At 72.3% G+C, this 25,396-nt stretch carries 24 protein-coding genes; 16 read left to right on the forward strand and 8 right to left on the reverse strand.

Going from position 1 to position 25,396, the window contains the following annotated elements; translation table 11 throughout:
- Positions 1 to 25: 25 nt before the first annotated feature.
- Both DFP74_RS24720 and ccmA read right to left on the reverse strand, forming a co-directional pair.
- Positions 26 to 1,507 carry a DUF6297 family protein gene (locus tag DFP74_RS24720; RefSeq protein ID WP_121185205.1) on the reverse strand — a complete coding sequence of 494 codons (1,482 nt, stop codon included), beginning with the start codon at positions 1,505 to 1,507 and terminating at the stop codon, positions 26 to 28.
- Positions 1,504 to 2,121, reverse strand: a complete 618-nt coding sequence (gene ccmA / locus DFP74_RS24725; RefSeq protein ID WP_121185207.1) for a heme ABC exporter ATP-binding protein CcmA — start codon at positions 2,119 to 2,121, stop codon at positions 1,504 to 1,506. Before ccmA ends, DFP74_RS24720 begins: the two co-directional genes overlap by 4 nt.
- Before the next feature lie 165 nt (positions 2,122 to 2,286).
- On the opposite strand from ccmA, the gene DFP74_RS24730 reads away from it, so the two are divergent.
- The 14 genes from DFP74_RS24730 (at position 2,287) to DFP74_RS24790 (ending at position 17,738) form a co-directional block, all read left to right on the forward strand.
- Positions 2,287 to 5,130, forward strand: coding sequence for a BTAD domain-containing putative transcriptional regulator (locus tag DFP74_RS24730; RefSeq protein WP_158613050.1), 2,844 nt, complete (start codon positions 2,287 to 2,289; stop codon positions 5,128 to 5,130).
- Between the two features lie 168 nt (positions 5,131 to 5,298).
- Positions 5,299 to 5,526: a hypothetical protein gene (locus tag DFP74_RS24735; protein WP_121185211.1), complete on the forward strand. Its 228-nt coding sequence runs from the start codon at positions 5,299 to 5,301 to the stop codon at positions 5,524 to 5,526.
- Between the two features lie 128 nt (positions 5,527 to 5,654).
- Positions 5,655 to 6,293: a peroxiredoxin gene (locus tag DFP74_RS24740; protein ID WP_233571147.1), complete on the forward strand. Its 639-nt coding sequence runs from the start codon at positions 5,655 to 5,657 to the stop codon at positions 6,291 to 6,293.
- On the forward strand, positions 6,293 to 8,227 hold the full coding sequence (locus tag DFP74_RS24745) for an ABC transporter ATP-binding protein (protein WP_121188498.1): 1,935 nt from the start codon (positions 6,293 to 6,295) through the stop codon (positions 8,225 to 8,227). Before DFP74_RS24740 ends, DFP74_RS24745 begins: the two co-directional genes overlap by 1 nt.
- A gap of 14 nt (positions 8,228 to 8,241) precedes the next feature.
- Entirely contained in the window at positions 8,242 to 8,730 is a 489-nt protein-coding gene (locus DFP74_RS24750; RefSeq protein ID WP_147453910.1) for a S24/S26 family peptidase, read from the forward strand.
- 241 nt (positions 8,731 to 8,971) lie between these two features.
- Complete coding sequence (locus tag DFP74_RS33620) at positions 8,972 to 9,121, forward strand: hypothetical protein (protein ID WP_158613051.1); 150 nt, start codon at positions 8,972 to 8,974, stop codon at positions 9,119 to 9,121.
- Positions 9,122 to 9,474: 353 nt separating this feature from the next.
- Positions 9,475 to 10,485: a TOMM precursor leader peptide-binding protein gene (locus DFP74_RS33625; RefSeq protein ID WP_158613052.1), complete on the forward strand. Its 1,011-nt coding sequence runs from the start codon at positions 9,475 to 9,477 to the stop codon at positions 10,483 to 10,485.
- A complete protein-coding gene (locus DFP74_RS24760; protein ID WP_121185217.1) occupies positions 10,482 to 11,813 on the forward strand; it encodes a YcaO-like family protein in 1,332 nt (443 codons plus the stop codon). Before DFP74_RS33625 ends, DFP74_RS24760 begins: the two co-directional genes overlap by 4 nt.
- A gap of 13 nt (positions 11,814 to 11,826) precedes the next feature.
- Positions 11,827 to 13,161 carry a YcaO-like family protein gene (locus tag DFP74_RS24765; protein ID WP_121185218.1) on the forward strand — a complete coding sequence of 445 codons (1,335 nt, stop codon included), beginning with the start codon at positions 11,827 to 11,829 and terminating at the stop codon, positions 13,159 to 13,161.
- A gap of 12 nt (positions 13,162 to 13,173) precedes the next feature.
- Positions 13,174 to 14,010: a SagB/ThcOx family dehydrogenase gene (locus DFP74_RS24770; RefSeq protein WP_121185220.1), complete on the forward strand. Its 837-nt coding sequence runs from the start codon at positions 13,174 to 13,176 to the stop codon at positions 14,008 to 14,010.
- Positions 14,007 to 14,891, forward strand: coding sequence for an ABC transporter ATP-binding protein (locus DFP74_RS24775; protein ID WP_121185222.1), 885 nt, complete (start codon positions 14,007 to 14,009; stop codon positions 14,889 to 14,891). Before DFP74_RS24770 ends, DFP74_RS24775 begins: the two co-directional genes overlap by 4 nt.
- Positions 14,888 to 15,616, forward strand: a complete 729-nt coding sequence (locus DFP74_RS24780) for a hypothetical protein (RefSeq protein ID WP_121185224.1) — start codon at positions 14,888 to 14,890, stop codon at positions 15,614 to 15,616. Before DFP74_RS24775 ends, DFP74_RS24780 begins: the two co-directional genes overlap by 4 nt.
- An 83-nt stretch (positions 15,617 to 15,699) precedes the next feature.
- A complete protein-coding gene (locus tag DFP74_RS24785) occupies positions 15,700 to 16,629 on the forward strand; it encodes a JmjC domain-containing protein (protein WP_121185225.1) in 930 nt (309 codons plus the stop codon).
- A gap of 446 nt (positions 16,630 to 17,075) precedes the next feature.
- Complete coding sequence (locus DFP74_RS24790; RefSeq protein ID WP_121185227.1) at positions 17,076 to 17,738, forward strand: MauE/DoxX family redox-associated membrane protein; 663 nt, start codon at positions 17,076 to 17,078, stop codon at positions 17,736 to 17,738.
- Positions 17,739 to 17,952: 214 nt separating this feature from the next.
- On the opposite strand, the gene DFP74_RS24795 is transcribed toward DFP74_RS24790, so the two are convergent.
- Positions 17,953 to 18,366: an HNH endonuclease gene (locus DFP74_RS24795; RefSeq protein WP_121185229.1), complete on the reverse strand. Its 414-nt coding sequence runs from the start codon at positions 18,364 to 18,366 to the stop codon at positions 17,953 to 17,955.
- A 241-nt stretch (positions 18,367 to 18,607) separates the two neighbouring features.
- Between DFP74_RS24795 and DFP74_RS24800 the strand changes: the two genes are divergently transcribed.
- Entirely contained in the window at positions 18,608 to 19,594 is a 987-nt protein-coding gene (locus DFP74_RS24800) for a hypothetical protein (protein ID WP_233571148.1), read from the forward strand.
- A gap of 108 nt (positions 19,595 to 19,702) precedes the next feature.
- On the opposite strand, the gene DFP74_RS24805 is transcribed toward DFP74_RS24800, so the two are convergent.
- From DFP74_RS24805 to DFP74_RS24825, 5 genes are all read right to left on the reverse strand, one after another.
- On the reverse strand, positions 19,703 to 20,209 hold the full coding sequence (locus DFP74_RS24805) for a hypothetical protein (protein ID WP_121185231.1): 507 nt from the start codon (positions 20,207 to 20,209) through the stop codon (positions 19,703 to 19,705).
- Between the two features lie 66 nt (positions 20,210 to 20,275).
- Entirely contained in the window at positions 20,276 to 20,635 is a 360-nt protein-coding gene (locus tag DFP74_RS24810) for a hypothetical protein (protein ID WP_147453911.1), read from the reverse strand.
- A complete protein-coding gene (locus DFP74_RS24815; RefSeq protein ID WP_121185235.1) occupies positions 20,632 to 21,675 on the reverse strand; it encodes a quercetin 2,3-dioxygenase in 1,044 nt (347 codons plus the stop codon). The genes DFP74_RS24810 and DFP74_RS24815 overlap by 4 nt, the downstream gene beginning before the upstream one ends.
- Positions 21,672 to 22,721, reverse strand: coding sequence for an alpha/beta hydrolase (locus DFP74_RS24820; protein WP_121185237.1), 1,050 nt, complete (start codon positions 22,719 to 22,721; stop codon positions 21,672 to 21,674). The genes DFP74_RS24815 and DFP74_RS24820 overlap by 4 nt, the downstream gene beginning before the upstream one ends.
- 136 nt (positions 22,722 to 22,857) lie before the next feature.
- Positions 22,858 to 23,739: a LysR family transcriptional regulator gene (locus DFP74_RS24825; protein WP_121185239.1), complete on the reverse strand. Its 882-nt coding sequence runs from the start codon at positions 23,737 to 23,739 to the stop codon at positions 22,858 to 22,860.
- Positions 23,740 to 23,905: 166 nt separating this feature from the next.
- Here DFP74_RS24825 and DFP74_RS24830 point away from each other — a divergent pair, with 166 nt between their 5' ends.
- Complete coding sequence (locus tag DFP74_RS24830) at positions 23,906 to 25,255, forward strand: NAD(P)/FAD-dependent oxidoreductase (RefSeq protein ID WP_121185241.1); 1,350 nt, start codon at positions 23,906 to 23,908, stop codon at positions 25,253 to 25,255.
- The last annotated feature ends 141 nt before the right edge of the window (positions 25,256 to 25,396 follow it).

The raw sequence follows: 25,396 nt of genomic DNA on the forward strand, positions 1-25,396 counted from the left end.
CCCGGCGGCGGCTGCGCGACGGTCCCTAGGTGGACGGGCGCCGGGGGGCCGCGCAGTAGGCCGCCAGTACCGCCGCCGCGCACACCGCCTGCGCGGCGAGCAGCGGGACGCTCACCCCGGTGGTGAACGCCAGCAGCGCGGGCAGGCACCCCAGGACGGCGAGGTCGGCGCCGGCCAGGGCCCACAGCAGCGGACCGGTCGGCACCGGGCCGAGCGGCGAGTCCATGACCGGCAGCGTGTGGTCGACGGGGCGGCGCCGTGCCGCACGCAGGGCGCCCGCCGCCAGCGCCGGCGCGCACAGCGGACCGAGGAGCCAGAGGAGACCGCCTGGACCCGCGAGGTCGAGTCCGGCCAGCGCGAGGGTCAGCCAGGAGCCGCCCAGCAGCGCGGGCAGGACCGCACGCGCCGCCAGGAGCGTGCGCGGGCCCGCGCCCAGCAACCGCGCCAAGGAACCGTCCCCGGCGTCCCGGCGCGCTCCCGCGGTGCCCGTCGCGGCCACCGCCGCCGCGCCCACGGCGAGCACGAGCAGGGCCGCCGGCATCCCGCCGCCCGCCCGCGCGGCCAGCACGGGAAGGACGGTCGCCGCCGCCATCGCCGCGAGCCGTCCCGGGCGCCGCGCCAGGCGTCGCCAGTCCAGCCAGGCCACCGCCGCCGCTCCGCGCAGCCGCCGGGGCCAGGCACGCGAGCGCAGCGCGCGCGAGCGCCAGTGCGCGTCCTCGGCGATCGAGGCCAGCGTGCCCGGGTCCATGAGGACGAACGCGCCCGAGGCGAGCCCGGTCCGGGTCGAGGCCTCCAGGACCGCGCGGGCCGGGATCCGCGCGGCGCACACCCCGGCTCGCCAAGCCAGGCCCGCGGCCGCCGCCGCAGAGGCGGACGCCACCGCGGCCCAGGCCGCCGGTGGGGCCGACGCGAGACCGGCGAGCGCTCCCTGTCCAGGCCCCAGGCTCATGACGGCCAGGGCCACCGCCGCCACCACCAGCACGACGAGCAGCGCGCTCAACCGGTCGTTCCAGGCCGGGGAGGCCTGCGCCAGCACGGTCACCGCCGCCCCGCCCAGCGTCCACGCCACCCCCAGCACCACGGACACGAAGAGCCGGAGCGGCAACGCGTCGGGCGCACCCACCGCGTTGAGCAGTGCCAGGCCCAGGCACGCGCCGACGGCGGCGCTCACCCCGGCGAGGACCAGCAGTGCGGGGGCCAGCACGTCGCGGCGCGGCAGCGGCGAGAGCACCAGCCACGACGCGTCCGCCGCGGAGACCCCCGCCGGCCCGACCGCGCGCGCCAGGCTCAGCGCGACCACCAGCAGCAGGGCGATCAGCGCCAGGCCCGTGCCCGTCCGCGCCGGGTCGACGTCGCGGGGCACCGCCGCCACCGCGCGACCGATCATGGGGAACACCAGCGTCGCGAGCAGTCCCAGAGCCATGAGCATGACGTACCGGTCGGACCAGCTGTGGTGCCGACGGTTCCGGGCCCGCGTGAACGCGCGGACCGACGCCACCCCCGTCACGCGGCGACCTCCAGGGCGACGTGGCGGGCGCCTTCGGCGAACCGCGGGTCGTGCGTGACCATGACCACCGTGCCGCCCTCCGCGGCGTAGGCGGTGAGCAGCCCGGCGAGCCGGTCCCGGAAGGCGGCGTCGAGCCCGCGCTCGGGCTCGTCCAACAGCAGCAACCGGCTCTGCCGCAGGAGCGCCATGGCCAGGGACAGCCGCTGGCGCTGCCCGGTCGACAGGGACGACGGGGCCCGGTCGGCGCAGCCGGTCAGTTCGAAGAGTTCCAGGGCCGCCCCCGCCTCCAGCCGCCCGGGGCCGTGCACGGCGCGCATCAGTTCCAGGTGCTCCCCCGCGGTCAGACCGGGGTACCAGGTGGGCTCGTCGCCGACCATGACGACCTCGCGCCAGAACGCGGGCTCGTCGACGGGCGGGCGGCCCAGCACACTGACCTGGCCCGTGGCCCGTTGCAGACCGGCGAGGCAGCGCAGCAGGGTCGTCTTGCCGACGCCGTTGGCGCCGAGCACCGCGACCACCTCCCCGGGTGCGACCGTGAGGTCGACTCCGCGCAGCACCGGGGCGCCGCCCAGTTCCACACCCACGTCTTCGGCCACGATGATCGGTTCGGTCACCGGCCCAGCCTAGGGCGTGCTCCGCCCGTCTCCGCACCGGAATCCGCTACTGCGACGGGCTTCCGAGCCACCATCCGGGAGTACACTCCTGGCACCTGAGTTACTGCTGTGCTCCCGCGTACCAGGTGTATGGGTCGTCCCCTTTCGTTCCAGCCCCCGGGAGTGATGTTGACGGTCGAAATCTCCGTACTCGGTGACATCGAGACGCGGATCGGCGGGCGTACCGTCGATCTGGGACACATGCGGCGGCAGTCCGTGTTCCTCGGATTACTGGCCGACGCCAACCAGCTCGTGCCGGTCGACCGACTCATCGACCGGGTCTGGGGCCAGCATCCGCCGGGCAGTGCCCTGCCGTCGCTCTACAGCTACGTCTCCCGGCTGCGAACCGCCCTGGCCCCGGCCGGTGGCGACGCGATGGTCGAGCGCCGCCCGGGAGGCTACGTCCTCTCCCTGAGCGACGACGCGCTCCACGCGGTCGACCTGCACCGCTTCCGGCGGCTCACCTCACTGGCCAGGGATTCCCCGGCCGAGGATGCCTCCCTCGGCCTCCTGGAGGAGGCGCTCTCCCTGTGGCGGTCCGACGCCTTCGGTCTCCTGGACACCCCCTGGGTCAACACGTTCAGGGAGGGCCTGCACCTGGAACGCTTCCGCGCGGAACTGGACCGCAACGACCTGCTGCTCCGCCAGGGCAGGCAGGCGGCCCTCCTCGGCGACCTGCTCTCCCTCGCCGAGCGGCATCCGCTCGACGAGCGCCTGATCGGCCAGCTCATGCTCACGCTGTACCGCGAGGGACGTGCCGCGCAGGCACTGCAACACTACGAGCGCACCCGGAACGCGCTGGCCGGCGAGATGGGCACCGACCCCGGAACCGAGCTCAGGGATCTGCACCTGAGGATCCTCAACGCAGATCCCGCGCTCAACGCCCCCGCCCCGACCCCCTCGGCGGTCCCCTCCCCTGTCCAGCCGTCCCCGCCCTCGGAGCCCTCCGCGGTGCCCCTGCCGAGCCAGCTCCCCTCCCCACCGCCCCTGCTGGCCGGACGCGGGAGCGAGCTCGCCGAGCTCGACACCGTGAGCGAACCCGGGTCGTCACCGATCACCGTGGTCTGCGGCCTGGGCGGTGTCGGCAAGACCTCACTCGCCCTGCGATGGGCGCACGACAACCTCGACCGGTTCCCCGACGGTCAGCTCTACGTGAACCTGCACGGGTTCTCCCCGAGTACGTCCGCCGCCAAGCCACAGACCGCGGTCCACGACTTCCTCATCGCCCTGGGTATGGACAAGAAGGCCATCCCCACCAGTGCCGAAGCGCAGATCGGCCTGTACCGCAGCCTTCTGTCCGGCAAGCGCGTGCTGATCCTGCTGGACAACGCCCGCGACGCCGAGCAGCTCCGGGCCCTGATCCCCGGTTCGCCCTCCTGCGTCGTTCTGATCACCAGCCGCAATCGGCTCAGCGGCCTGGTCGCCGCCGAGGGCGCCCGCTCCGTCGCGCTGGGCCCGCTCACCCCCGCCGAAGCCCACCAGTTGCTCGCCGCCCGGATCGGAGAGCACCGCGTGGCGGCCGAACCGGAAGCGGCCGGGTCCATCATCACCGGATGCGGGCGGTTCCCCCTGGCCCTGGCCGTCGCCGCCGCCCGCGCCGCGAGTGACGCCCACCTGCCGCTCGCCGAGCTCGCCGCCGAACTGCACGGGGCCGAGACCCGGCTGGACGCACTGGACACCGGTGACCTGCAGACCTCCCTGCGCGGTGTCCTGGACGCCTCCCACCGGGCGCTGCCCGAGGCCGCGGCACGTCTGCTCAGCCTGTTGGGCCTGCTCCCAGGTCAGAACATCGGGCTGACCGCCGTCGCGGCCCTGGCCGGACTCACACCGCCGCGCACCCGGGCCCTGCTGCGCACGCTGGAAGCGGCCCACCTCGTCCAGCAGCCCCTGCCCGGCCGCTACGAACTGCACGATCTGGTCCGCCTGCACGGAAGAGAACGAGCGGAGGAGGACCTGCCGGAGGAGGACCGCTCCCAAGCCCTGCACTCCCTGGTCGACTTCTACGTCCAGAGCGCGGCCACCGCGAACAGGCTCCTGAACCCGCAGGAAGTCCCCTCGTCCCTGGCAGAAGGGCCTTCTGAGGGACATCCCCTCGCCGTGCGGCCAGCGGACGAGGTCGCGGCGCTGGAGTGGTTCACCGCGGAACGATTCTGGCTTCCCGCCGTGATCCGCCTCGCCTCGGAGCTGGACATGTATCGCGAGTGCTGGCGGCTGTGCTGGGACAGCAACTCGTACTTCCGCCGCAGCGGACGAGTCGAGGACTTCATCGAGCTCCGCCGGGTCGGGCTGGACACCGCGGCGGCGATGGACACCCCGGACGCCGTCACGATGCGGGCGATGGCCCACCGGGGCCTGGCCTCCGCCCTGCTGTTGGCCGGACGGTCCGGCAAGGAGACGCTCGACCACCTCCACGAGGCCCTCGCCCGCTTCGAGGAGACCGGCGACCTGCTCAACCAGGCGCACACCTACCAGGCCTTCGTGGCGTCCGCGATCATCACCGGGGACGAGAACGGACTTGAGCCCGCGGAACGATCCCTGGAGCTGTATCGCAGCGCAGGCCATTCGACGTGGGTGGCCGGAGCGCTCAACAATCTGGGCTGGTTCCTCGCACAGTTCGGCCGATACGAGCGGGCCCGAGCCTGTTGTGTGGAGGCTCTGGAGGCCTCGCGCGCACTCGGCTACAAGGTGGGAGAAGCGGCCTCCCTGGACAGCCTGGGGTACATCTTCACGCACGCCGGCCGCCATCCCGAGGCGGTGGAACACTACCGCCAGGCCCTCCGGGCGCACCGCGCCATGAAGGACGGCTTCGAGGAGGCGAACACGCTCAGCGGCCTCGCCGAGGCCCACGAGGCCCTCGGAGAAACGGAATCCGCCCGTGATGCCTGGCGGCAGGCCCTGGATCTCTACCGCGCACAGCACCGGACCGAGCAGGTACGGGAGACCGAGGAGAGGCTCCGCGCGTCGTCGTGACTCCGCGGTGACGCGCGGAACGCGGCTCAGCGTTCAAGGATTCGGCAAGGAACGCACACGGTCGCGCTGCGAGGTTGGCCTCCTCCCGGTGCCGGGCAGAGGACGTCCGCGCCGGTTCCGCCGTTCCGCCGTGGAGCGCGCGGAGTAAGCACGAAGGAGTCGCAACCCATGAGGATCTCCCCCATCGCCCGCCTCGGCGACCGGATCGTCGACCGCCTCGCACCGAAGGCCACCGCCCAGGCCATGCCCGTCGGATGCGGCTGGCAGTCCAGGTGCAACGGCTTCGTCGGGCAGTGCGCCACCACCGTCTGGTTCGGTATGGAGCGCCGTCGGGTCTGCGACGGCACCGGCGGCACGACCTACGGGCCGTGGCAGCACTGGTACTGCGGCTGCTGACCCTCTCCCTTCCGGTGGCCCCGCCGAGCGGGGCCACCGCCTGCGCCCGTCCGATCCGGGACGTGAAGCCCTCGTGCTCACTACCGCCGCGTGCCCGCCCGTGTGGCGCTTCCCCGGCAGTCCCGGCGGTGACGTTCCACTTCGACGATCTCGTCGACCTCTTCGGCGGGGGCGCGCCGACCGCGCCGTCGCCCCGTACACAGACCTTGGAGGACACGGTGGGAATCCTCATCGTGGCGGTCGTGCTGTCGACCGCTCTGACCTTGTTCAACCTCATGCTGACCCTGGCGGTCGTGCGTCGCCTGCGCGCGACGGAAGGCCCTCCCGGGCGGACCGTGCCCCGCGCACCGGATCTGGAGGAGATCCCGGTCGGCACGCGAGTCCCGGACTTCACCGCCCGGTCCACGGCCGGAACCAAGGTCTCTTCCGCCGAGCGGCTCGGCGACCGTGCCGTGTACGCCTTTTTCGACACCGGATGCGGTGTCTGCGAGGACCAACTCCAGCCCTTGGTCGACTTCGTCCACGGAGCGGGGCTGGCCCCCGATCAGGTGATCGCCTTCATCGGTGACGAACAGGGGGAGGCGGATCGCTACAGCTCGGTCGTCGCTGACCACGCCACCGTCGTCCTGCAGAACCTCCAGGGGGAGGCGTGCCGGGCGTTCGGCCTGCGCGGGATCCCCGCCTTCGTGCTCGCCGACGCCGACGGCACGGTGGTCCGTTCGAGCGTGGAGGTCGCAGACCTCGAACCCGCCACCGCGGGGGCGTGATGTCCCCTGACGCCCACTCCCCTGCTGCCCGCCTCCGCGCACGCGATGCCGGAGCGCGGGCCCTGCGCTCCCTGGAGTTCGCCTGGCGGGCCGCCCCCTGGTCCCTCACCGCGTACGCGATCCTGACCGTCGCGTCCGGCCTGCTGCCCGCCGGTGTCGCACTGGTCACCAAATGGCTGTTGGACACCCTCCAGGAGGGCGGCGCCGCCGCGGGCGTCCCCGGGCCGTTGGCGAACAGGCCACTGCTGCTCGTCATGTTCCTGGGCCTGTTCACCCTGCTCACCGCGATGAGCGTCTACCTGACGACCTACCTGGAATCGAGGATCCGGCGAGGCGTGGCGCTCCTGGTGCAGCAGCGCCTGTACGGCGCGGTCAACGGGATCGCGGGACTGCGTCGCTTCGAGGAGCCCGCGTTCCTGGACCGGCTGCGCCTGGCACAGGCCTCGGCGAGTACAGCACCCGAGGAGATCATCGGTTCCCTGTTCGGGACCGCGCGCGGGGTCCTGGCGATCACCAGCCTGCTCGGGATCCTGCTGGCGATCAGCCCGGTGATCGCCGTGATCACCATCGCGGCCGCCCTACCGATGCTGTTCGTGCGTTTGCTGCTCGACCGCCAGCGGGCGGGGATGATGTGGCGGATGAGCCCACGCATGCGGCGGCAGATGTTCTACCAGGAGCTGATGCTGACCCCGGCGGCGAACAAGGAGGTCCGCCTGTTCGGGACCGGCGCGTTCCTGCTGGACCGGATGCGCGGGGAGATCCGGCGCACCAACCGGGAGGAGGAGGTCGTCGACCGCAGGGTGGTGCTCACGCACGCGCCGCTGGCGCTGTTGGGGGCTCTGGTCTCCGCAGGCGGCCTGGTCTGGATGGTGGCCTCGGCGCTGCGGGGCGAGTTCACCATCGGTGACGTGTCGGCGTTCATCGCCGCGGTGGCGGGGGTCCAGGGCGCCCTGGTCGAGATCGTCATGGGCCTCACCCTCGCCCATCAGTCCCTGCTGTTGATGGGGCACTACGACGACGTGATCGGCACTCCGTCGGACCTGCCCGTCCCGGCCGACCCGCGGCCCGTCGGGCACCTGCGCGAAGGGATCCGGCTGGAGGACGTGTGGTTCCGCTACACCGACGACGGCCCTTGGGTCCTCCGAGGTGTCTCGCTCACCGTTCCGGCCCGGGGGTCGCTGGCCGTAGTCGGGCTCAACGGCGCGGGGAAGAGCACCCTGGTCAAGCTCCTGTCCCGCATGTACGACCCCACCCGCGGCCGGGTGCTCTGGGACGGAGTGGACATCCGGGAGATGGACGTGGCCGACCTGAGGGCGCGGATGAGCGCGGTCTTCCAGGACTACATGTCCTACGACCTGCCAGTGCGGGAGAACATCGCGCTCGGTTCCCTGGAGCACATCGACGACACGGGGCGAATCCGCGACGCGGCACGTGAGGCGGGTGCGGACAGGTTCGTGTCGGAGCTGCCGCATGGCTACGCCACGATGCTGTCCCGCGTCTTCTACCAAGTGGACGACGACTTCGAGGCGGGGGACGACACCTCGGTCTCGGGGACGACCCTGTCGGGCGGGCAGTGGCAGCGGCTGGCGTTCGCCCGCTCGCTGATCCGCCGAGACCGGGACCTGCTCATCCTGGACGAGCCGGCCTCGGGGCTGGATCCCGAGGCCGAGCGGGAGGTGCGCGAGAAGGTGCGCGCGATGCGCGACGGCACCGCGACGCTGCTGGTCTCCCATCGGCTGGGCTCGGTGCGCGACGCCGACCTGATCGTGGTCCTGGAGGAGGGCGAGATCACCGAGCGGGGCGGTCACGAGGAACTGATGGCCCTGGGCGGGGAGTACGCCCGGCTGTTCACCATGCAGGCGGAAGGGTACGCCGACGGCGGCCCGGGCACCCCCGGCGCCTGGACCGGGCACCGGACCGAGGCTGCGCTGTGACCGGGGGTGTGGGTGTGACCGCGGGTGCGGTGCTGGCGCTGGCCGCGGTCGCCATCGGCGTGGCGGCGGTGCGGCGGATTCGTCGCAGCTACGTCGTGGTCACCGTCGACGGGGAGAGCATGCTGCCGACGTTCTCCCCGGGCGACCGGGTACTGGTCCGGCGGGGCCTGTCGGGTGTGGCCCCGGGTTCCGTCGCGGTCGTGAAAGAGCCCGACCTGGAGACCGGGTGGTCCGGCTCGGCTCCGTTGGACGGGGCCGTCAAGGGGCAGGGCTGGTATATCAAGCGCGTGGTCGCCACGGCGAGCACCCGCTATCCGACGGAGGTGGGCCTCCTGGGGTCGGTGCCGCCGGGGCACGTCGCTCTGCTGGGCGACCATGTGCGGAGCTCCGACTCACGGCACCACGGCCCCTGCCCCGAGCACCAGATCCTGGGCGTGGTGGTCCGGCGGCTGTCCCCGAGGGCCGGGAATCCCGCTGACCTCGGCAAGGCCCCGGTTGCGTGACGACCAGACGTCACGGCCGTCCGTTCCCGGCCCAACCACAGACGCTCCACGGACCCCATCCGTCACACGCGTTCAAGGTTCGTACAAGGAATGCCCACGCCACCCCTGGAAGCGTGGTCGTCGTGCCGGGAACGGACGGCCTGCAGAGCAGGACGGTCGGCCGACGCGGACCCCGGTGCTCTGCCGCCCGCGCCCGTGCGGGCGGCACCGCATCACCATGTCCACGGAGAACAGGAGACATATGAGCGACCAGGTGTTGACCAACGCGGAATTCGACGACCTCTTCGACCTCAGCGTGACCGAAGTGGGCGAAGGCGCCGTCCCCTTCGGCAAGATCGCCGAGGGCAGTGGCGCCGGCTGCTACAGCGACTGCGCCAGAGAGTGCAAATAGCCGGCCGCCCAGGGGTCGCCTGTCGGCGGGCCACCGTCGACAGGCGACCCCGATCACGGTACGGGCGCGGACCGGACGCCCCACCGAGGCCCCGGCCTCTCTCAGCCCTCCGGGCACGGGCCCCTGCCGCTCCGCCAGGATCGCTCGAAGGATCGCTGCCCGGACCCGGTCGGCACCAGGAAAGACCCGTCACCCTCGACCGCGCGGCACGAACCGTGTCGCGCCTGATGACGAAAGCACGCGATGACTGGAATGTGCGCCCCGCTCACGCGTATCGGGCCCGTGACGAGATCGCCGAGGCCCTCGGCATCGCGGCAACACCGCGGCGACCAGAACTCGGGAAAGGAGATCCGGTGACGGCTCTCACGGATTCGACGGTACTGCGCCTGGCGCCCGCACTCTCCGCTTTCTACGGGGAGAATTCGGTGACCCTGCGCTCCGGGGGCCGCAACCTCCGCTACGGCGGCGGCGCGACCCGGCTGCTCCAGCGCGTGCTCCCGCTGGTCGACGGAAAGCACGACCTCGGCACCCTGATCGGTGGCCTGGGCTTCACCACGACCAGCGAACCGGGCGACGACCGACTTCGCCCTGCCGTCTTCCGGCTCTGCGAACGCCTGGTCGCCGACGGCATGCTGATCGACACCGCGGACGCCGGCCTGATCGACCACCCGGGCGGACTGCTGGGCGAATGGTCCCGCCCGGACGACGCGGGAGAGGACCCCCGAAACCCCGTCGAGGTGCTGCGCGTGGTGGGCGACCCCGACGAGGTGGAGGCGATCGCGCGGGTGACCCCGCCCCATTGGCGAGTGCGCTCCGCGACGCTGGCCGAGATCGTCGGCGCCGCGACGCCGGAGGGGGTCTGCACGGCGGTGTGGGTGAGCGACCCCAACGACCCGCTCCTGTCCGAATGGAACGAGACCGCCTACCACAACCGCCAGCCCTGGCTGCCGATCATCCACTTCGACGGCGAGACCGCTGTGGTCGGCCCCTACATCCATCCCAAGTCGACCCCCTGCTTCGAGTGCTACCGCCGCCGTCGTGCCGCCCGCCACGCACTCGGGGCGGACTTCCTGGAGCTGCGACCCCTGTCCCAGGAGCGGATGGTCTCCGCGGCGCTGACGACCGTGCTCGCCGGACTGGCCGTGGCGTCGCTCCGGGAGTGGGAGACCCGGTCCGACCCCCACGTCCCCGGCGGTGTCCGCACCGTCACCTTCGAGCGCGGCCTGGAGATCGGGTCCGAGTACGTCCTGCGGGTCCCCCGGTGCCCGGCGTGCCGACCGGGCACCGCCGTGGCGCGGCCGACGCTGTGGACGGAGTACTTCGCCCCCGAGGCGGCGGAGACCGAGGAGACGGCGGCGCCATGACCGCACTGGATGCGTTGTCCGGGCGGTTCGTCAGCCTGGCCGGGCGGCTCGCGGCCAGCCGGCACCACCCGGACGAGCCCGCCGTGGGCCAGGTCTTCTGCAAGGACGCGACCCACGCGCAGGCGCTCGGGAGCGCGAAGTCCTGGTACTGCGGGGCCGGGCGGGACATCTCCGCCGACGTCGCGGCCAAGGCCGCGCTGGGCGAGGCCTTTGAGAGGTACGGGCTCCGGGACCTCGACGACACGCGGACCCGTACAGCGTCCGCGGCCGTGCTGGCCGCCCGGGGGACGCGCCACATCCGCCCCGCCGAGGTGGCACCCGTGGACGACCCCGGAGTGGCGAGCGGGCCGGTGCCCCTGGGGCCGCCTCCTCCGGACGACGTCGAGATCCGGTGGATCGCATCGGTGGACCTGGTCACCGGGGAGGAGGTCCTCGTCCCCGCCCAGTACTGCATCTTCTTCGAGCACTTCTGCGGTGACGCCGCGTGCCCGACCTGTGCGGGCAGGCCGAGCGAGGACGCCTGGTGCATCGCCACCTCCAGCGGGACGGCCGCCGGTACGAGCCCCGCGGCCGCGTGCCTGTCGGGCCTGCTGGAGTTGATGGAGCGCGACGCGTTCATGCTCATGTGGTACCACCAGCTCCGGTTCCCCTACCTGGGCGTCGACCCGTACAGCCGACTCGGCCAGCGGATCCGCGGCCTGTTCGGCGCGCCGCGGATCGACGTGCGCTTCATCGACCTGACGCGGGTCCACGACGTTCCGGTGGTAGTCGCGGTCGCCCGGGGCCGCCTGCACGACCGGGAGGTCTACGCCATCGGCGGCGGCTCGGCGCTCGACCTGGAGAGCGCGGTCTGGAAGGCGGCCAGGGAGTCGGCGGGCCTGTACGCGCTGGCGCGCCGCGATGTCGCCGCAGGCGTCGCGCCGCTCGGCGCGGAGGAGGTCGTCCACCTCTCCGATCACCTGCGCTACTACACGAATCAGGCGCACCACCACGAGCTCGCCTTCCTGTTCGAGGAACGCGAGTCCTCCCCGGCCCCTGTGCGATCGGAGACCCCACCGCGCCCACCGGCGGACGAGCTGCGGGGCCTGACCAGCCGGCTCGGTGAGCGGGGCATCCGCACCTGCGCCGTTGACCTCATGCCCGCGGACATGCCGCTCGACCTCTTCTCCTACAAGGTCGTCTCTCCAGAGCTGATCCCGTTGGACGCCCACCACAAGTACCGCCATCTCAACCGCGAGCGGCTGCTCGACGAGCCTGCCCGGCGCGGCTGGCGCCCGGACCGACCGGCCCTGGGGCGGCTCAACCACGTGCCCCACCCGTTCCCTTAGAGAGAGCACTCCGATGCCGACAGATCACGCGGACCGCTCCACCGACCGGCTCGAACGCCTGGTCGGTCACGTGGTCGGCCTGTGCCGACGGCCGACCCACGGGCTGTGGGCTCCCGGCGAACCCCGGATGGGCTGCCTGTCCGTCCAGGGGGAAGCGGCGGAACCGGACCGCGCCGATCCCTCCTTCCGAAGCTGGGGCTACCACGCCGACGCCGACGCGCTCCGCGCGAGCGCACTGGGCGAGGCTGTCGAGCGCTACAGCCAGATGGACATCGACGACCGCGGCGCCCGGTACGCCTCGGTGGCCGAGCTGGAACGGGGAGGGGTCGCGCACATCGCGCCCGCGCGTCTGCTCTCCCTGCCGCCGGGCACCAGACGCCAGGGGGAACTGGCGGAAGTACCGGCGGACGACGACACTGTCCAGTGGCTGGAAGGCGTGGACCTGCGCACTGGTGATGCGATCCTCCTACCGGGCGTCTACTGCGTCTTCTATCCCGACGAGCCCGGAAATCCGCTCCAGGACGAAGGAGCGTGGTACTGGGCCACCTCCAACGGAACGGCCACGGGCACCGGGCCCACCGAGGCCTGCCTGTCCGGCCTGTTCGAACTGCTCGAACGGGACGCCTTCATGCTGCTGTGGTACCACCGGCTCCGGTTCCCCCGTCTGGTGCCGGACCCGTCATCACGTCTGGCCCACTGGATCGGTGCGGCCCTGTCGGGTTCCAGGGTGGAGTACCGGTTGATCGACCTCACCGAGGTCCACGGCGTGCCGACCGTGGTGGCGGCGGTCCGCGGCTCCGCCGTAGGCGGCGTCCTGCACGGTATCGGCGCAGGGACCGCGGGGACCACGGCCGAGGCGGTCTGGCGGGCGGTCAAGGAGGCGTGCTCCTTCTACTCGATGCAGCGCCGGGGCCTGCTCTCCCAGGGCCGCCGGACGACCCGCGCCGACCAAGTGCGGAGCTTCCCCGGCCACGCCGACTACTACATGACCGTCGAGCACCACGACGACCTCGACCTCTTCTTCGAGGACCGGCCCTCCCGCTCCGTGGAGTCCGGGCCCCGCGACGGCTCCGACGAGCCCGCGGGGCGGGCACTGCGCCGTGAAGTGGAGCGGCTGAACGCACGGGGGATCGACCTCTACGCGGTCGACCTCACGCCGCCGGAGATGGCGCAGGCGGGGCTGTTCACGTACAAGGTCGTGTCCCCGCAGCTGATACCGCTCGACGTCGACCACCGTTCGCGCCACCTCGGGATCGAACGGCTGCTCACCGAGCCGACCCGGCGCGGATGGCGGCCGGACCGCCCCGCGCTCGTGGACCTCAACCACGCACCCCACCCCTTCACGTAGGAAGCGGTCCCCATGCCCGACGCTGTGTCCAGCATCACTGTGTTCACCCCCAGGTACTGGGAGTTCCTCAACGAGGACGAACCGCCGGAGGAGGACCTCGCCGAGGAGTTCCATGAGGCGTCGAAGTTCCACCGGGTCACGATGGGACGCGAGACGAACGGCCGACGACTGCAGGCCGACCCGGAGCTGAGCCGTAGCGCCGCGATCGGCGCGCGGGAGCTGCCGCACCTGCCGCGGATACCACTGCCCGCGATCGACACCGAGCGCGAAGGAGGCGACCACCCGGCCCTGATCAGGAACGCGTCGTGTCGGGACTTCACGACCGAGGCACTGCCCGTGGAGCAGCTCGGACGGGCCCTGTGGCTGAGCTACGGCGCCTACCCGAAGCACGAGTCCGCCGCCCCGCCGGCTCGGAGGCCGGTCGCCTCCGGCGGTGCCCTCTACCCGTTGGAGCTGTACCTGCTCGCCGACGTCAGCGGGACCGGCCGCAAGGGCCTGTACCACTACAACATCCACGACCACGTCCTCGAAGAGGTGCACGATGAGGTCGGTGAGGAGCGGATCCGCCGCATGGGGGCCCAGCCCGACCTGCTCGCTTCGGCTCCGGCGATCGTGCTCATCAACGGCCTGTTCTGGCGCAGCCGGTTCAAGTACCGGCTGCGCGGCTACCGCTTCGCGCTGATGGAGGCGGGCGCCGTCATCCAGCAGCTGACCCTGGCGGCCCAGTCCCTGGGCTGGGGCGCGGTGCCGTTCGCCGGGCTCTTCGACGACCAAGTGGAGGAACTCTGCGAGATCGACGGGGTCGACCACTCGTTCCTCAACGCCGTGCTCCTCGGGCGCCCCCGGTGACCGCCGTACCCGCACCCCTGGTGTTCGACGATGTCTCCAAGCGCTACGGCCCGTTGACGGCGGTGGACGGCGTCACCGCGAAGATCGGCGCCGGCGAGCGCGTGGCCCTGCTCGGCCGCAACGGCGCCGGCAAGTCCACCCTGCTGCGGATGGCGCTCGGCCTCACCCGGCCGAGCGACGGCTCGTGCCGCCTGTTCGGCCTGCCTGCGGCCGACCACGACGCCCGGTGGTCCGTCGGCTACGCCCCGCAGGCCACCGCCGTCCCGGACCGGCTTCGGGTGCGGGAGATCATCACCTTCGTCCGCGACGTGAAGGGGGCGGCGGAACCGGAGGCGCTGATCGACCGGTTGCAGCTCAAGCCCTTGCTCAACCGTCCGTCCGGGGTGCTCTCCCTGGGACAGAAGCGCCGGCTCACCCTGCTGCTCGCGTTCCTCGGCGATCCGGACCTGTTGGTGCTCGACGAACCCACGGTGAGCCTGGACTCCGAGAGCAGATCCGCCGCCTGGGAGCTGATCGGTGAGTTCACCGACGCGGGGGGCACCCTCGTTCTGGCGTCGCACGACTTCCGGGAGGTCGCCACACTGGCCCACCGGGTGCTCGTGGTCTCCGGCGGGCGGCTGCGCGCGGACAGCGGTGTCTCCGACCTGGCCCGGTCGACGGGCATCGTGGTCCTGGAGGTGCCGCGCTCCGACGGGATCCCGCTCGACGGGCAGTCCTGGGACGAAGTGGCGCTCGTGCGCCACGGCACGGACCGGACATCCCTGCTCACCCGCCGGCCGGCGGCGGTGCTGGAACGACTCACTCCGCTGGCCGAGGCGCCCGTCGTCCAGCGGAGCCCGACCGTGGAAGAGGTCTGCCTCGTCCTGGGAGGTGCGCGATGACGCGGTTGCGGCAGATCGGAGCGTTCCTGCGGGTCGACCTGATCGTTTTCGTGCGGTTCTGGCACGTCTCCCTGTTCATGGTGGGGATGACGACCTTCTACTTCCTCATGCTGACCAGGTTCGCCCCCGTGTCCATGCAGTCGGATGTGACACTGGTGTTCATCATCCTCGCGGTGCTGTCAGTGGCCCTGCTCCACTTCGGCCAACGCGTCTCCCTGGAGCGGTCGGAGCAGTGGAGCCCCTTCGTGCGCACGCTCCCGGTCCCCACGTGGGCCAAGCTCGCGGCGCGCCTGCTCCTGGTGCTCATGGTGGGGGCCCTCGCCGCCGTCCTCATCATGGTCGCCGGAGCAGTCCGCTTCGGTGTGGTGTACGACCTCCGGTCGGTGGTCACCGGGATCATCGCGGTCCCCCTCGCGGCGGCGGTGTTCGCCCCGATCAGCGCGTGCATCGGCGGTTGGGCGAGCCCCAACGGCATCTCCCCGCTGACGACCACGGCCTTCCTGACCGTCACGTGGTCCTCCGGTGTGTGGACTGCGGGCCGACTGCCGGGCTCCCTGGCCCCGGTGGAGTTCCTGCTCCCGGTGCAGGCGATCCAGGGCGCGGCTTCCGCGGCCGCCTCAGCGCAGTGGGCACAGGCGCTGCCCGACTTCGCTGTGGCCGTCGTGTGGGCGCTGCCCGCCTACCTGCTGGCACTGCGCCTCAACACCGTGTCCGAAGCGGTGTGAGCGTCCCAGGCACGACCCCTTTCCCGTTTCCAGGCGGCCCCTCCGCCGACCACGGTCTCCTTCCTCGACGAAAGGTCACGTCCATGAACGCCCCGACCCGAAGCGCCGACGCGCACGACTGGCCGTCCGCCCTCCCCGGGGAGGAGGAACTCGCCGCCCACTGGGGTCGCGACTGCTTCACCGCGACCGGCACCGGGGCCGCTGGGCTCTTCACGCTCCGCGACGTTCACGAGGTGCTGTGCGACAGCCGGACGACGTCCGAGTACGTCGCCCTCTCCACGAAGGAACACCGGAAGGTCGACGCCGTCGAATACACGATGCGCGACGAAACCGTGGTGGAGCGCGTGTCGAAGCGGGTCATCGGAAGACTCGACTTGGACCGGGTCGAGGACTTCCTCGCGGACGGGTCGAGCCTGGTCCTCTACCGGGTGCACGAGTTCCATCCGGCGATCAGGAGGATCTGCCGCCTGTTGCAGAGCCGGACCGGACGTCTGGCCGAGGCCGTCGCCTTCTTGAGCCCTCCCGGCCGGGGCGCCCTGCCGCTGCACCAGGACGACGTGGACGTCATCGTCCTCCAGACGTCCGGGACCAAGCGCTGGCGGATCTTCGACCCCTTCGACGCGCAGAAGGGGGCGGGCCTGGTGACCGTTCCGGAGGGCGTGCGGCCCGCGCACCGCCTCACGCTCACCCCGGGGAACACCTGCTATATGCCGGCCGGGCGGCCCCACCAGGCTTTGAGCTGCGACGACTGGTCCCTGCACATCTCCATCACCGCCTGGCCCGTCCAACCCGCCCAGGTGCTCGCCCGCAATCTGGGCCGCGTCCTGTCCGATCTCCCGAAGGCCGATCTCTACACGCGGTGGGACGGCGGGTTCGCCGATCGGTCCGCTCTGGAGCACGCGGCGGACGCGGCGGCACGTGCGATGAAGGAGGCACCCCAGGAGTGGCGTCTGCCCCCGGTCGAGGCCCACGCGACAGAGGACCGGATCGCCGGGATCCTGGGTATCGCCTGAACTCCGGCCCCACCTTGCCGCCGTGGCCGAGGAGCGGCTCCGAAAAGCAGAAGGGGTGGGCCGGGGGCGAGGCCTCCGTCTCCTCTCCGAAGCTTGGTCTCCGCAAGGAACGTTCAGGGTCGCGCTGACACGCTGTTCCAGCGTCACCGAGCGGTCGGACACCGGCCCCGGCAGGTGGCAGAGAGTTCGCGCCGCCGGATTCCGCGACACGTCCGACCACCACCCTGAACACCTGGCGGAACGGGAGTCCCCCTTGGACATCGCCTCCCTCGTTCGCCTCGGCGACCGGATCCTCGAGCGCCTCCGCCACGGCAGCGGTGAGATCAACTACGGCGCCTGGGTGACCGTCGGCTGCTACTGACCAGCCTCCTGACCGTGACACCACTGCGGGAGCGGGCCATGCCCGCCACCGTTATCCCGCCCCGGACTGCGAAAGAGCCAGCCCCTTGCTCACCATCACCACCTTCTTTCTCCAGGCGGCGGTCGCCGGCGTCTTTCTCTCGTCTGGTCTGTCCAAGGTCCGCGGCGAGGACCACCAGGAAACCTGGACGATCCTCGCCGCGCGCCTGCGCCTGCGCCGGTTCCCCGCACGCGCCGCGTCCCTTGCCCACACCGCCGTCGAGATCGCGGTCGGCGCCGCCCTGCTCGCCGGCGCGTGGGCGCGGATTCCCGCCCTGACCGCAGCCACCCTGCTCCTGGCCGCGTTCACCCTGTTGGCGTTGTACTCGGCGCGCGCCGACAACGCCGTTCCCTGCTCCTGCTTCGGCACGTCCCGGGCCTCTCTGGGGTGGCCTCACGTGTGGCGCAATCTGGCCCTTACCTGTCTCTCGGGAGCAGGGCTGGTCTGCGCGGTCATGGTCGGCGCGCAACTGCCCGCCTCGCTCGCGGGCGCGGCCCTGGCCGTGGCCGGCGCGCTCACGGTCACCGCCGTGACGTACTTCTTCGAAGACCTCGTCGACCTCTTCAGCCCCATCACGGCGGGCGCGCCACGTGCACCGGGCGGACGGCCGTCCCGTCCGCAGTCTCCGGCGCATACAGGCCACACTTCTCCCGGTGCCGGGCCGCCTCGGAGTACCCCCCGGTCGACCGTCACTGGGAACCTTCCGTAACCTCGGCGATCTGGGGGGATCGGCCGGATCTCGGGTGTGCAGGTGTCTCTCACCCTCGCCCGCCAGTGCATGAGCGGACACCACACACGCCACCGGCGACGGACGCCAGGGCCGAGGGGACGCGCGTCCACCGTTCTGGAGATGGAGTCTCTGCCCTGGTCGGTCAACAGCACATACCGCGCCGAGCGCTCCTGAGCTTGCGTCCGCAGAAGCCTCATGGGGCGGTCGGGGAACCGGTCCTCCATTGTCTGACCAGTCCAACGAGCAGAAGGTTCCCGATAGCCCAGGTCATGCCGTTGGGTAGGTGCGGATATCCCATTCCGGTGCGGTACGGGACGAACCATCGTAGAAGCTGCATCACCAGATCGGTGTACCGGCTGCTCAACACCGCCAGGCTCCCCTTGTATTGGCGAATCGCCTTGCGGTCGATGTCGCCTGCCGTCCGCCGACGGCATGTCGGGCACAGCGCGATCAGGTTCTCGAAGAGGTGCTCACGCACCTTTGCCCAGTCCTCGATGTGGTCGATGTCCACGGGATGCCGGCGACACGTCGGAATCGCGCATCGATGCCCGGCTTCCGCAAGGACCTGACGCCTCAAGTCAGCTGGAAGAGAGGGTCTGTCCGCCATGACTGGACGCTACCGAATCCCAGCGACTGAAGGCGGTCCACGACCTGCGAAGGGGAGCCGTGCGCACTGCTGGACGATCCGGGCGTCGCTACCCTACGTGGCGCAGTCACCGACCCAGCCTCAGATCCGCCGGACCCGCGCGTTCTCTACCGGTCCTCCAACACGCTCGCGATCACTGTCGTGACGCGCTTCGACGACGACCCGTCACGGGCAGTCACTCGGGAGTGCCAAAATGTCAGCCATGTCCATGCCCTCTCCTCCCCCGCGCGAGCCTGCCCAGAACGCACCCGCACACGCGGAACAGGTTCCCCAGCCCGCCTCCGGCCCTGCGCAGCCCCAGGGCCACTACGCGCACCCCCACGCGCCGCACCCCCAGAACCCGTACCAGCAGGCGCACCCCTACGCACCGTACCCGCAGGCGCGGATCCAGTACCCGCAGTATCCGCCCGTGCCCGTGCCCGTGCCCGTCATCGACGCCGGTGAGCTGCGTCCCCGCGCACGCTGGTACTGGATCGGCGGGCTCACCATTCCGATCGGCGGGCTCACCGCCCTCCTCGTCTTCCTCTCCCTCCTGCTCTCCGCGACCGAGGAGCCCGAGTTCATCGCCGAGTTCCGCGGCGGTGACAGCGCCACCTTCCAGGTCGAGGAGGGGCAGGAGGGCTACTGGGGGCTGTACGTCGAAGGCGACGCCAACCGTTTCGCCTGCGAACTCGACACGCCCTCGGGCCCCGGGTACGGGAACGACAACCTGGACACGGCGCCGCACTCCTACAGCGGCACGGGTTACGACAGCTGGCGGCTCACCGCCGAGCTGTCCACACCCGAGCCCGGTGAGTACGAGCTCCGCTGCGACGACGTCCACACGGGCACCTACGGGATCGCCGCACTCGAACAGACCGCTTCCGCCGAGGCCAAGCTCATCACCGGTGTCCTGGTCCTGGTCGTCCTCGGTCTGGCGAGCTTCGTCTTCGGCGTGGTCGTCCTCGTCGTCACCCTGCTCCGGCGCTCCTCGCACCGCGCGAGGTTGGTCCGCGAACGGATGGGGCAGGCGGCCGGCGCGCCGCAGCCCGCGCCCGGACCGCAGCAGGGCCCGGGTCCGCGGCCCGGCGCCGAGCCCGCGCCTGGGGCACCCGAAGCGGGTCCTGTGCCGGCGGCAGAGCCGCAGGCACAGGACCCGCAGGCGGAGCCCGCACCCGACGGTGGCGCGCCGGACGGCACGCAGCACTGACCCTCCAGACCGTTTCAGCGCACGCAGCGCCCCCGAACCGCATCCCTGCCGTCCGGGGGCGCTGCGCGTCCGCCCCGCCCCGTCAGGCCCCGTGACCGCCCGACCGCCTCACGACGCGGGTCCGCGGGGGATCGGCGCCTCGCCGACCGCGGCCAGCAACTCGATGGGGAACTCGCGGTCATGCTGCCCGACGGCCAGGCAGACCCATCGGCCCTCGTCCGGTCGCCGCCACAGGAGCATTGTGCTGCTCAGCATGCACAGCAGGTCGATCGGCTCGGGCACGGGGTCCTGCCCGCGCGGCTCGCGCTGATCGGACGGCTCGGCGAGCGGCGGCTCGAACGGTTCGTCGTGCAGGTACGGGGTCAGATCGACCTGTTCGGGCTCGCCCCACCGCGCGGTCAGCGCCTCCGCCAGTCCCCGGAAGGCGGCGCCGATCTCGGCCTCGGCCGCCTCGACGACCTCTGCGTCGGGGTCGTCCCAGAAGTCGCGGCTGGCCCGGAGGACGCGCACGTGGTAGCCGGGCCCGCTGGTGCGGTCCCCCTCGCGCTCCTGCTCCTGCGGGAAGGGGAGGGCGAGCAGTCCCTCGACGTCGGCCCGCGGATCCTGTGTCGTCACGCCAGGAGAATAGCGAGCCGAATACGGACACGGACCACTCGGCCAGGACACCCTCCGGTCGGCGCGTCAGCCGGTCCGGTCCCCGACGCCGTCGCCGCGGGCATCGGTGCCCTGCGCGGGCTCACGGCCTTTCCCCGCGCCGCGGGCGTCGGTGTCCGGCGTGGCCTCACGGCGCTGTCCCGCCATGAGCCAGGGCTCGAAGAGGCGCGTCATGAACGGCATCACCACGTAGGTCTGCAGGGTGACCAGCACGACGGTGAGGACGAGCGTGACGACCGGAACGGGCAGCGCGGAGACCACGGGGCCCAGGAGCCACAGCTGCAGGGTGATGATCGGGTAGACCGCGAGCCAGCTGACCACCGCCGACTTGTAGCGGGGCGGGCGCGCTCCGCCCGCCCCGCGCCGCGCTCCGGAGCGAGCGCTCACAGACCCGTCGCCCTCACCCGCTGGGGCGGGCCGCCGACCACGACCAGGTCCAGGTCCGGGTCGGCCTGGACGCCGCCCATCACCACGGACGGGTCGATGAGCCCCTCGGTGTGCACGTAATCGTCGGTCGGCACCCCGGTGACGTCGAAGAACGGCTCGAAGACGTCGGTGGTGAGCAGCCCGAGCATCTGGGTGTTGTGCGCGGCGATCGCGAAGCTGTGCACGGTACCGGCCGGGGCGTGCAGGAAGTCCCCCGACGTCAGCAGCAGCTCCTCACCGTTGACCCACAGCCAGATCCGCCCGGACAGGCACAGGAAGTTCTCCGTGTGCAGGCGGTGGAAGTGGCGGATGATGTAGGGCTGGGGCGCGGCGAGCGTGCTGACCGAGAAGTAGCGTCCGCCGGTGTTGCGGCCCCGCGCGGAGTAGGCGTTGTGGGCGTCCGGCCACCCGCGGCGGTCCCCGGTCCGCGAGCGGAGGAAGTACGCCTGCGCGCCGTCCGGCAGCGCGTCGTCCCAGACGTCCTGGGCGGGCACGCGACCCAGGTCGTGCTCCGTCGCCCCCGGCAGCAGGGCGGCGGAGGCCTCGGCGGGCGTGTAGACGTGGCGCTCCACGGTCTCCCGCGATCCCACCAGGGCGTCCAGGGCGCCGCTGGAGGCGGAGAAGAACAGCAGCCGGGACATGTGCCCGAAGATCCGGTAGGCCACCGGCGTGCCCGGCGGCACGTGGATGGAGTCGCCGGGGACCAGGACGCGGCTCTGGCCGGGGAGCCAGAACTGCACGCAGCCCTCGAACACGTAGTAGGAGTGCTGGTGCCCGGGAAGGCTGTGGAAGGGCGCCTCGGACCCGCGCGGCCCCAGGACGAAGGCGGCGTCGAAGAGACCGCCGGTGTCCGAGCCGCGGGCGATGACCGTCCACAACTGGTCCCCGATCTCGAAGCGCAGCCCCTCGCCGCCGGCCAGGTAGTACGGGACCGGCTCGCCGGGCAGGGCGTTCATCACCGGGGCGAGGGTGTGCATGGTCTCCAGGTCGGTGCTGGTCATCGGGGCTCTCCTGAGGTGGAACGCGGTCGGGGGTCCGCTGCGGGGCGGTCTGGGGAGCGGTCTGCGGCGCCGGGCGCGAGGTGCCGGCGGAAGAACGCGTCGATGTCGTCGAAGCCGAAGGACACCGGTCGGCCCGGGACGGCCTTGGTCCCCGCGCCGGGACCGGAACCGGGCCCGGACACGCCGTGGTGCGCGGCCGGTGCGCGGCCCTCGGCCGCCAGACGGCCGTCGTCCATCAGCGCCGCGGTCCGGACGTCGAGGCGTCCGGCCGGGTTGAGGAAGCCGTGCCGGTAGCCGTCGAGGAGGTAGAGGTCGCTGGGCACGCCCACGGCGGCCAGGGCCTCGTGCAGGCGTTCGCTCTGCGTGTGGGAGACCAGGTCGTCGCCCGTCCCGTGGGAGATCTGGAACGGGGGCGCGGCCGGGCTCACCCAGGTCAGCGGGTTGGCGTAGCGGGCGAGCTCCGCGCGCTCGGAGGGCGGGCCGCCCAGGAGGCGGGCCTCGGGCGAGGAGGCGGGGTCCCTTCCCGCACGCGCGGCCTCGGCGGCCACGGCGGCCAGGTCCACGGGCCCGTAGGACTCCGCGACCGCCCGCACCGACGGGTCCCCTCCGGTCTCCTCCTCACCGGGCAGGTCGGCCAGGTGGCCTGTCAGCCCGACCAGCGCGGCCAGGTGGCCGCCGGCCGAGGCTCCCCAGGCTCCGACCGCGCCGGGATCGAGGCCGTACTGTCCGGCCCGCGCCCGCAGGAAGCGGATCGCCGCTCGCACATCGTGCAGCTGGGCGGGGAAGAGCGCCTGCCCGGAGAGCCGGTACTCGATGCTCGCGTAGGCGAACCCGGTGGCGCGGACGTGGTGGGCCAGATCCGGCGCCAGGGTCCGGTCGCCGGTGAACCAGCCGCCTCCGTGCAGCCACAGCACGACGGGGACGGGGCGGTCCGCGGCGCTCGGCCGGTGGAGGTCGAGCAGGAGGTCGCCGGTGGCGCGTCGTGCGTAGACGAGCCCGGTGTCGGACCTGACGGGGTCAGCGGAGCGGGAGGAGCCGTGGGACATGCCCCCATCCTGGGGCGGAGTCCGTGCCGGCGGCCAGCGCGAACTCCCGAACGGTCGTCCGGGTCATCCGGACGCTCACGCGCGCGCCTGCGTGTCGTCGGTGCCGGTGCTCATGTCGAGAGCCCTTCCACTACGCTCACGCGCGCGCCTGCGTGTCGTCGAGCGCGCAGAGCCGGACGAACCGTTCCAGCGCCGCGGGGCGGCGCCCCTGGCGCACGCTCAGGTAGGTGGTCACCCGCGGGGCGTCCACGATGGGCACGAACCGTACGCCGGAGTGGGTGTAGGCGGTCTCGGCGGAGCGTCCGGCGATGTTGACGCCCTGCCCGGCGGCGCACATCTCCAGGATCTCCTCGAAGTTGTGGGCCACCGGGAGCAGGTGGGGCGGCGAGCCGCCGGCGGCCACCGACGAGAACCACCGGTCGTGCGTCCCACCCTCCACCGACAGGAAGGTCTCCCGGGCGATCTGCGCCAGCGTGACCGACGCGTGCCCGGCCAACCGGTGCTCCTTGGAGAGCACCAGCAGGCAGTCCTCCTCCCACAGGGGCAGCGACTCGAATCCGGGCAGGGGCCCCTCCTCGGTTCCGACGACGAACGCGCAGTCCACTTCGCCCTTGGCCAGGGCCTCGTGGCATCCGGTGAAGCCCAGGTGCCGCACCTGCCATCGCACGCGCGGCATGTGCTGGGCCGCCTCGGCCATGATCGCGCGGAACTCCGTGCTGGAGACCATGAGACCGATGCGCACACAGGGTTCGGCGGTCTCCCCCCGGCCCCATTCCACGACCTCGTCCATGCTCTCGACCGCGCGCCCGGCCAGCGGCAGCAGTTCACGGCCGTGCTCGGTGAGCGCCACCGCGCGCGAGGAGCGGTCGAAGAGGGGACGCGACACCCGCCGTTCCAGGGCCGCGACCTGGTCGCTCAGCGCGGAGGGGCTCAGGTGCAACCGTGCCGCGGCGCGGCCGAAGTGGAGCTCGCGGGCCACGGCGAGGAAGCATCTGAGCTGGTGGATGGTGAAGTCCATGTCCCCGCCGTGTCGTCCTGGTCGGTGAGGCGGTAGGGTCGCCCCTCCTCACGAGCGTATCCGGGGACGCGGTCGCGACCACGCGGCGCCGTCGGCGATCCGTCCGGTGGAACCTCCTCCGGTCGCGGCGCGTTCACCAAGGGAGTTCAGGGATGAGGGGATCAGCGTGGCCGAGCGGACCGACGTCGTGGTCGTGGGTGCGGGCGTATCCGGACTGGCCGCGGCGCGGCGACTGTGCGAGGGCGGCCTGGAGGTGCTCCTGCTCGACGGCGGAGGCGAACCGGGCGGCCGTGCCGCGCTGATGCCCCCGTCGAAACCGGACGGCCTCCGGGCGGGCAGCATGTACCTGCCGCCGGGTGCGCGCGCACTCCTGGACCTGGCCGCCGAACTCGACGTGGCGGTCGAGCCCGCCCTGCACGACTCCGCCCTGGCGGACCTGCGGGTCGACGAGGACGGCGGAGTCCACCGCAGTGACGCCAACGTGCCCTTGGGGACCTCGTGGTGGACCCGGCTGCGCAACGAGTGGATCTTCACCGGCTTCGCGCGCAAGACCAGGACGGTCGACCTCGCGGAGCCGTGGAGCTCGGTCGGGGCGGCGGGGCTGGACCGGTGTACGGTGCGCGACTGGCTGCGCTCCTACTCCTCCGACTCCCGTCTGCTCGCTCTGGTGGAGGAGGCCCTGACCCTCGACGCGGGGCTCCCCGCCGACCGCATCAGCCTGCTGTGGCTGCTGGCCCACATCGGCCCCGACCTGCCCGAGGAGGAGGACTTCCTGCGACTGGACCCCGCTCTGCTGGTCGAGCGCATGGCCGCTCCCCTCGCCGGGCTCGTGCGCACGGGCCGGCACGTGGAGCGGGTACGGCAGGACGAGCACGGTGTGCGGGTGTCGGGCCCGTGGGGCGAGGTCGCCGCGGACCGGGCGGTCCTGGCCGTGTCCCCCGCCGACGCGGCCCACGTCGCGTTCGCCCCGGCGCTGCCGCCCGAACGCGAGCGCCTGCAGCGCGACTGGCCGCAGGCCGAGATCATCCGTACCGACCTGGTGTACTGGCGGCCGTTCTGGCGCGGGTTCGGCCTGTCGGGCGGAGTGCACTTCGACGACGGCGTCCCCGCCTGGACCCTCGACGACAGCCCCGTGGACTCCACCGAGGGCCGGCTGGTGGCGCACACCTACACCTTCGGTGAGAGGGACCCCCTGGGAGCCGACCAGGGCATCGCCGGCGCGCCGGTCCGTCACCGCGCGCTGCTCCTGGAGAACCTGCGGGTGGCCCTGGGCCCGCTGGCCGACGACCCGATCGCCCTCACCCAGTCGAGCGCGGGCCCGGGCACCTACAGCCGCGCCTACCAGTCGCCCACCCCGCCGGGCTTCCTGACCGGCTACGGGCCCTGGTTGCGCAGACCCGTGGGGCGTGTGCACTGGGCGGCCGCCGAGACCGGGGTCTTCCCGGGCAACGGCACCCTGGACGGCGCCGTCTCCAGCGGCCACCGCGCCGCCGAAGAGGTCCTGCGCGAGAGCTGAGGCGGGCCCCGGATGGGCCCCAGGACCGGCCCAGCAAGGGCCTCTACGACGGGTGCCCGCCCCCGACCCCAACCGTCGACCGTACGCCACGGCCGGGGCGCGCACGATCCCAATAAAGTTACGGAGAGTAATCACTCCCGT

This window comes from Nocardiopsis sp. Huas11 (assembly GCF_003634495.1).
Classification (GTDB): domain Bacteria; phylum Actinomycetota; class Actinomycetes; order Streptosporangiales; family Streptosporangiaceae; genus Nocardiopsis.

Excerpts from the sequence above, each read along its gene's own strand:
- DFP74_RS24800 (WP_233571148.1), top strand. The coding sequence starts at position 18,608 with ATGTCCATGCCCTCTCCTCCCCCGCGCGAGCCTGCCCAGAACGCACCC.
- DFP74_RS24780 (WP_121185224.1), top strand. The coding sequence starts at position 14,888 with ATGACGCGGTTGCGGCAGATCGGAGCGTTCCTGCGGGTCGACCTGATC.
- DFP74_RS24815 (WP_121185235.1), bottom strand. The coding sequence starts at position 21,675 with ATGACCAGCACCGACCTGGAGACCATGCACACCCTCGCCCCGGTGATG.
- DFP74_RS24795 (WP_121185229.1), bottom strand. The coding sequence starts at position 18,366 with ATGGCGGACAGACCCTCTCTTCCAGCTGACTTGAGGCGTCAGGTCCTT.
- DFP74_RS24760 (WP_121185217.1), top strand. The coding sequence starts at position 10,482 with ATGACCGCACTGGATGCGTTGTCCGGGCGGTTCGTCAGCCTGGCCGGG.
- DFP74_RS33620 (WP_158613051.1), top strand. The coding sequence starts at position 8,972 with ATGAGCGACCAGGTGTTGACCAACGCGGAATTCGACGACCTCTTCGAC.
- DFP74_RS24765 (WP_121185218.1), top strand. The coding sequence starts at position 11,827 with ATGCCGACAGATCACGCGGACCGCTCCACCGACCGGCTCGAACGCCTG.
- DFP74_RS24785 (WP_121185225.1), top strand. The coding sequence starts at position 15,700 with ATGAACGCCCCGACCCGAAGCGCCGACGCGCACGACTGGCCGTCCGCC.
- DFP74_RS24820 (WP_121185237.1), bottom strand. The coding sequence starts at position 22,721 with ATGTCCCACGGCTCCTCCCGCTCCGCTGACCCCGTCAGGTCCGACACC.
- DFP74_RS24745 (WP_121188498.1), top strand. The coding sequence starts at position 6,293 with ATGTCCCCTGACGCCCACTCCCCTGCTGCCCGCCTCCGCGCACGCGAT.
- DFP74_RS24825 (WP_121185239.1), bottom strand. The coding sequence starts at position 23,739 with ATGGACTTCACCATCCACCAGCTCAGATGCTTCCTCGCCGTGGCCCGC.
- DFP74_RS24730 (WP_158613050.1), top strand. The coding sequence starts at position 2,287 with ATGTTGACGGTCGAAATCTCCGTACTCGGTGACATCGAGACGCGGATC.
- DFP74_RS24735 (WP_121185211.1), top strand. The coding sequence starts at position 5,299 with ATGAGGATCTCCCCCATCGCCCGCCTCGGCGACCGGATCGTCGACCGC.
- DFP74_RS24770 (WP_121185220.1), top strand. The coding sequence starts at position 13,174 with ATGCCCGACGCTGTGTCCAGCATCACTGTGTTCACCCCCAGGTACTGG.